General features: G+C 65.4%; 7 protein-coding genes. 2 read left to right on the forward strand and 5 right to left on the reverse strand.

The window, feature by feature from the left end; translation table 11 throughout:
• Both JNK68_15230 and JNK68_15235 read left to right on the forward strand, forming a co-directional pair.
• Positions 1–490 (forward strand): MotA/TolQ/ExbB proton channel family protein (locus tag JNK68_15230; protein MBL8541697.1); only part of this gene is annotated, 490 nt, incomplete at its 5' end.
• Between the two features lie 2 nt (positions 491–492).
• Complete coding sequence (locus JNK68_15235) at positions 493–918, forward strand: biopolymer transporter ExbD (GenBank protein ID MBL8541698.1); 426 nt, start codon at positions 493–495, stop codon at positions 916–918.
• A 31-nt stretch (positions 919–949) separates the two neighbouring features.
• On the opposite strand, the gene JNK68_15240 is transcribed toward JNK68_15235, so the two are convergent.
• The 5 genes from JNK68_15240 to JNK68_15260 all read right to left on the reverse strand — a co-directional run.
• On the reverse strand, positions 950–1,441 hold the full coding sequence (locus JNK68_15240; protein MBL8541699.1) for a DUF3016 domain-containing protein: 492 nt from the start codon (positions 1,439–1,441) through the stop codon (positions 950–952).
• Positions 1,442–1,784: 343 nt separating this feature from the next.
• Entirely contained in the window at positions 1,785–3,950 is a 2,166-nt protein-coding gene (locus JNK68_15245) for a TonB-dependent receptor (GenBank protein MBL8541700.1), read from the reverse strand.
• 577 nt (positions 3,951–4,527) lie between these two features.
• Positions 4,528–4,710, reverse strand: a complete 183-nt coding sequence (locus tag JNK68_15250; protein ID MBL8541701.1) for a hypothetical protein — start codon at positions 4,708–4,710, stop codon at positions 4,528–4,530.
• The gene (locus JNK68_15255; protein MBL8541702.1) at positions 4,707–5,885 is read right to left on the reverse strand and encodes a PepSY domain-containing protein; all 1,179 of its coding nucleotides are present in this window, start codon (positions 5,883–5,885) and stop codon (positions 4,707–4,709) included. Before JNK68_15255 ends, JNK68_15250 begins: the two co-directional genes overlap by 4 nt.
• Positions 5,886–6,031: 146 nt before the next feature.
• Positions 6,032–6,456: PepSY domain-containing protein (locus JNK68_15260; protein MBL8541703.1), on the reverse strand; the 425-nt coding region annotated here is incomplete at its 5' end.

Consider the following 6,456-nt stretch of genomic DNA (forward strand, 5'->3'; position numbering starts at 1 on the left):
TCACGCCATCGCCGCGTCGAAGCATCACATCCGTCACGGCACCCACAATCTCGCGGCAGAGGGTGGATCATCCGAGTTCATCACGCGCGCAATGCGCCGCGTGATCGATGAAGAAACGGCGCGGCTCGAATCGGGGCTCGCGGTGCTGGCTTCGGTCGGCAGCACCGCACCGTTCGTGGGACTCTTCGGCACGGTGTGGGGTGTCTATCACGCGCTCGTGACCATCGGCATGAGCGGTCAAGGCACGCTCGACAAGGTCGCCGGGCCGGTCGGTGAGGCGCTCATCATGACGGCGCTCGGGCTCGCCGTGGCGATTCCGGCGGTGCTCGCCTATAACGCCTTCGTGCGCCGCAACCGGCTCGTGCTGGCAAGGCTCGATGCGTTCGCGCACGACCTCTTTGCATTTCTCACCACCGGCTGCCACGTTGCCGAGGTGCGGCCTGCCATAGCGGGAGCCGGCCTGCAGCGCGCGGCCGGGGGAGCGGCCTGACGATGGCATTCGGCAGCTTCGAAGCCGGCGCCGGCCGGTCCACGACGATGGCGGAGATCAACATGATCCCGCTCATCGACGTCATGCTGGTATTGCTCGTCATCTTCATCATCACCGCGCCGCTGCTCACGCACGCGGTGAAACTCGACCTGCCGAAGGCGACGAACACACCGAACCTCAGCCACCCCGACAACATCCAGCTCGCCATCGACGGCGACAGCAAGATCTTCTGGAACGGCGAAGTGGTGGATCGTGCGGGGCTGCGCGAACGGCTTGCAACCGCCGCCCGGATGGATCCGCAGCCGGAAGTGCACCTGCGCGCCGACCGCAAGACCCCCTACGAGGCGGTGGCGCAGAGCTTGTCCGACTCGGCCAACGCCGGACTCACGCGGATCGGTTTCGTGACCGATCCGGCGGACGCACCCTGATCGAGGAATCGTGTCACGCAGCCGCCGGCAGCTACGTCGGTTGCGACCTGAACTCGGTAGCCAGCCAGCGGTCGAGCAGCGCCTTTTCGTAGCGCAGCGGACCGACCAGGTGAACCAGCGACTGGCCGACGAAGTTCTGGTCGATCAGAACGCGCTCGCCTCGTGAGAGTACGCCGCCGCTCGCATCGAACAGCGTGAAGCGAAGCGTGATCCGCGGCGGCGTCGCGTCCTGGATCACGCGGAAGCTCGGCATCCCCGGCGTTCTCCACCACTCGTACGTGCCGGCGAGGCGCACGTCCGTGATCTCGACGACGAGCGTCTGATCAGGCGGGACGACGCCCTGCGCCCGTTCCACGAGGTACGTTTTCAGCTCATCGAGAACGGCATACCTCACGTCCGGAAACTGCTCCGGTTTCAGGAAGTCCACTTCGACGCGACTGCGGGCCTGAGTCGCCTCGGCCAGGGCGGGGGCGGCGACGATCAGCGCGAAGCCGAGAGCGGCGGTGAGCACTTTGTTCCTCATGATCGACCCTCCACGGATGCGCTTGCGGGGCGCCAACACTGCTTCGGTGATTCTACGCCCGGGGTATCGGCGCCGCTGCAACTCCGTCACACGCCGATACGGTCTGGCCGCTACGACGGGCGCGGAAATAGGCACCCCGGCCCTGGCCATGTGATCATCATGCCGGTGAACACCGACAGCATCGGTGCCTTTTCCTGAGATGGCGGACGATCCGGTTGCGGCGGTTGCGTCGTGCATGCGGCCAGCGGATTGCGGTGCAGGCAAGCATCGCGGCGACGATCACGGTGTCGAAGATGGCCTGATCGCTCATGACGCGCTCCTGCGCTCCGCAGGACCTTGCCGATCAGAAGTCGAACTGGGCACTGACGCGGAAGGTGCGCGGCGCACCCTGGACCAGGATGAAGCCCCAGCTCGGCAACCAGTACGCTTCGTTCAGCAGGTTGCTGATGCCGAAGCGCAGCGTCGTCGTCGTGTCACCGACCCTCGTCACGTAGCGCGAGCCGATGTCGATGGTGTAGTACGACGGAACGGAGTTGAGGTTGCTGGACTCGAGCGGGCGGTTGCTGACGAAGTTGGCGCCGCCGTTCACGAACAGTCCTGGCACCTGCGGCACCGCGTACTCGCTGTAGAGAAGCGCCGTGAACTCGGGCGCGCCGGCGGCGCGCTTGCCGTTGAGCAGAGGGTCGTCGCTGTCGTTCTCGGTGTGGAGGTACATGAGGCCGGCGTTGATCGACCATTCGCGCGTCGGGCGCACGCGGCCGGACCACTCCACGCCGGTGTAGGTCTCGTCACCCGACTGCTCGAAGACACCGACGCTGTTGATGGCTTCGAGTCCCTTCTTCAGCTGAAAGACCGCGGCGGAAGTCGACCACCAGGTCTCCTCGACCTTCACGCCCAGCTCGTACTGCTTGGTCGTGATCGGCGGCAGCGACTGGCCATAGTTCGCCGTGCCGAGCGGCGCGCTTCCCCCTTGCTCCAGCGCCTGAACGTAGCTCGCGTAGAGGGTCATCGGCGGCAGTGGCTTGTACATGAGAGCCACCGTCGGCGTCCAGGGATTCGCCGTGTAGGTGGCGTTGCCGAAGTTGTAGGTGTTCTGGCGGTAGTCGATGTAACGCATACCGAGCAGCGCCGACCATTCGGGGGTGAAGTTGACGGTGTCGCTGGCGAAGATGCTGGTTTGCTGCGTCCTGCTCTGCAACTGGAGATCGCGCGGCATCACCTGCCCGGGGTTGAAGAACGAAACCGGTGCCTGGTAGATGTTGCCGAAGCCGAGTGTCGTCTGCGAGAAGGTCTGGGTCCAGATCTGCTCGAGTTCCTGCCAGGCGGCGCCGAAGGCGACGTCATGACGCAGGAAGCCGGTGGAGAACTTGCCGCTGACGATCGCATCCACGTTCTGGGTCGGGTAGCGCTGCGGCCCGGCGAACTGATTGTCGAGATAGTTTCCGAAGTTGTCGAGCAGGATGAGTGCGCTGTCGTAGTTGGTGCGGTTCTGCTCGGCCCAGCGATACGCCAGGCGCGCATTCCAGTCGTCCGCGAACGCCCAGTTGAGTGACGTGCCCAGCATCTTGAACTCGGTGTCATGCCAGGTGAACGGCTGCGCGAGCCGCACGTTGCCCTTGATCGGGGACGGGAGTTGGGTCACCGGCGTCAGTACCCGGTCGATCCCCATGAACTGCAGGAAATTGTCGGGAAGCCCGTAAGCCTGGTAGGGGACGACGCCGTAGTACGCGGCGTACACGCGCCGCTGCTGGGCGAGTCCATCCACCTGCCAGACCAGGTCCGGCGTGATGCGCCAGTCGAGGGCGGCTATGCCCGACGTGCGCCGGATGTATCCGCCGTCGTTGACGAACGTGTCGCCCTGCTCCTGCACGGCGTTGATGCGATAACCGAACATGTTGTCCTCGCCGACGCGTCCGGCGAGGTCGATCTGGCCCTTCAGCGTGGCGTCGTTCATGTAACCGACGGTCACCGAGCGCAGCGGCTCGTCGGTCGGACGCTTCAGCACGAAGTTCGCGATGCCGCCCGGCGAACCGAAGCCGTACATGAATCCGCCGGAGCCCTTGAGCAGCTCGACGCGCTGGAAATGCTCGAGTGGCAGATCGCTGCCCCAGTTCGCGATCGCCAGTCCGTCGACCTTGTAGCCGTTCAAGAGATCGAGCTGCAGGCCGCGGATCATGATGCCGGACGCCTCGCCGATGTAGCCGTCATCGAGGGGGATCACCGAAGGATCCAGCTTGAACACTTCGCCGATGGTGACGGCCTGACGGTTCTCGATCGACTCCTGGTCGACCACGTCGATGGCGAACGGCGTGTCGAGCACCGGCCGGTCGCCAAGCGCACCGGTGCTGGCACTTGCATTCTGTCCGGAGTCGGTGACGCGCACTTCCGGCAGTGCCGTCTCCACTTCGGATGGCGGCGTCGATTGTGCCCAAACCGTGAACGCGGGGAAGAGAGAGAGAAGCGCGCATGCGAGGGGACGCAGCCGCGGGCGAAAGACTCTGGTCGTCATGGAGTGCTCTCCGGTGTTGGTGGTGATTGGTAAAAGAGCGGCAACGAGAATGCGAGTCGCGCGGTAAGTTTTACGGTGAGCGGAAGGCTCAGTGTCAGGAAGGAGTTCTGGGCGTTGACCCAGTCGCTGCGGTTGGCGACGGTCTCGACGGCGAAGAGGACGCTCGCTGGTTTGCCGAATGGAATCGGCAGATTTCCCCAGGCAAAGGACGGGTCGTTGCGGAAGACGTGCTGCGGCGTGTCCAGCAGGGGGCGCTCGCCCAGTGCGCCCGTGTTGGCTCGGTTGCGCGGAAGCTGTCGGTCTCCGGCGCGGCCTGCACGCGCAGTTCGCGCAACTCCGTTTCCGGCGGATCGCTGCGCGTGGGCTTTTTCTCGGCCGCGCCCGAACCCGGCTCGACCGCGGGCGTGTCCGACTCCTCAGCGAGGCTTGCGAGCGGCGCGCCCAGCGCCAGCGTAGCGGCAACAACGAGTGCACGACATGCGAAGTCCATCCATCGATCTCCGGGTATCGAAGAGGCTCGCTGGCATGGTCGCTGGCTAGCTGGCTTGTGGTCGTTGGGTGAAGGTGGTCTATCCCGTCAGAACGCTCGTCGCCTTCGCCGGGCGAGCGTCCAGCAAACAAATCCGATCAGAAGCGGCGCCGACGCGAGGACGAAGAAAAGCGCATCGAGCGCGCCTTTCGCCATCAGCATTCCTATCAGCCCGGTCAGCACCAGCACGGCAAGAAAGAGCGACAGTCGCCGGGGCGACCTCGCGCTCACGCCTGCGCTCCGGCCATCGCGGTCGAGCGTCGCCGCGTGCTGCGCCGCGTCCACCACAGCCATGCGCCGTTGCCGACGATGTACATCGTGAGCCAGGTGCAGGCGAACCACAGCAACTGCAGGGGCAGTCCGCCGTAGTCGCCGAAGTGCAGCGGCTCGGACAGCATGATGAGCTTGAGGTACCACGGTGCCGGACGGATGTCGGTGATCCTGCCGGTCGCGGCCTCGATCATCACGATCTCGAAGAGCTTGTCGTCATATCCGCTTCTGCCGTAGAGCAGCGCCGTGTAGTGACGGTCACCGGACAACTCGGTTCCGGGAAACGTGATGAAGCGCAGCTCGCGGTGAGGCAGGGCTTCCTGTGCGGTGGCGACGATGGCATCGATGGAAGGCCGGGGTGCCGCGACCGCCTCGGTGGCAGGAGGCGTCTTCGCCACCATCTCCTTGAGTTCGGTGTTGGCCCACACCTGGATGGCGATGCTGGCGAGCGCGAGGAAGACCCCGGTGAGCGAGACGATGAACGCCCAGCCCAGCACCACGACGCCGATCAGGTTGTGCAGATCGAGCTGTTTCAGGCGCGAGCCGGGGCGACCGCGCACGACGCCGAATGCAATGCGTTTCACGTACGGCGCATACACCACGAGCCCCGAGAGCAGCGAGAGCACCACCAGGAGCGCGATCACCCCGCCGAAGAGCTGGCCGGGCAGGTCGAGGAACCAGTTCGCGTGCAGCGTGAGCATGAAGCCGCTCAGCGTCTTGCTGAAATCGATCGACTTCAGGTACTCGCCGGTGTAGGCATTGAAGAACGACGGGTGCACCTCGTCGAATTTGGTGGCCCCCTGCGGGCCCATGCCGATGGCGACGCGTTCCGGCTCGTCGGGGTCCCAGAAGACATACATCGCCTTGCGCTCCGCTGCCCTGGCGTGCGCTTCCTCCAGCATCGGTGCGAGCGGCGCGCGCGTCGCACCGGCGGGAACGGTGACTTCCGGCAGCGTGCCGAGGAGATCCTCGATCTCGTGATGGAAGATGAGGATGGTGCCGGTGACGCAAAGGACGAAGAAGAACGGTGTGGCGATCAGGCTCGACCAGCGGTGCAGCCAGACGTTAAAGCGAAACCAGCGCGACATGCGACCGAGGGCTTCGTCGCGGTTGGAACTTCCGGCGATCGTATCCATTGCGTTCTCCTTGGCGTGTTCGCGTCGCAACCCCGCCGGCAGCGGCGGCGAACGGGCGCCAAAAGACTCCGCCCCGGTCGGGTCGAGGCGAAGCCGCGGTGACGGGTGAATTCAGGAACTACAGGAAGAACGGCAGGCTCGATTCATCACCTGGATCCTGCGGTGGCAGTTGCGATGTTCACGCGCGGCCGGCGTCGGCGCGAGCGCACGTAAAGGATGAGGCCGGTCGTCGCCAGCAGCGCCGGCAGCAATCCTGTACTGAAAGTGACGGTGCGTCCGATCGCGCCCCACCAGCTTCCTTCGTGCAGCACGCGCTGCAGCATGAGGAAGCGATCGCCCGCGCTGCGGCTGGCGCGGTCGGTGCGGTGCAGGACCGTGTTCGTGCGCGGATCCACGTACACCGCGGTGGCGGGACGCGCGCTGTCGTCGTCGGCCTCGCGCAGCGTGATGCGGTAGATCCCCCGCGGACCGTTCGGGAGTTGCACGCCAATGACACTTGCGTCGGCATAGTGGGCGAGGGCAGTGCTCACCGCGTCATCGGCAGAGACGGGCTGCCCGGCACCTTCCGGCG

It is taken from the genome of Betaproteobacteria bacterium (genome assembly GCA_016791345.1).
In the GTDB taxonomy this organism is placed as follows: Bacteria; Pseudomonadota; Gammaproteobacteria; order Burkholderiales; family JAEUMW01; genus JAEUMW01.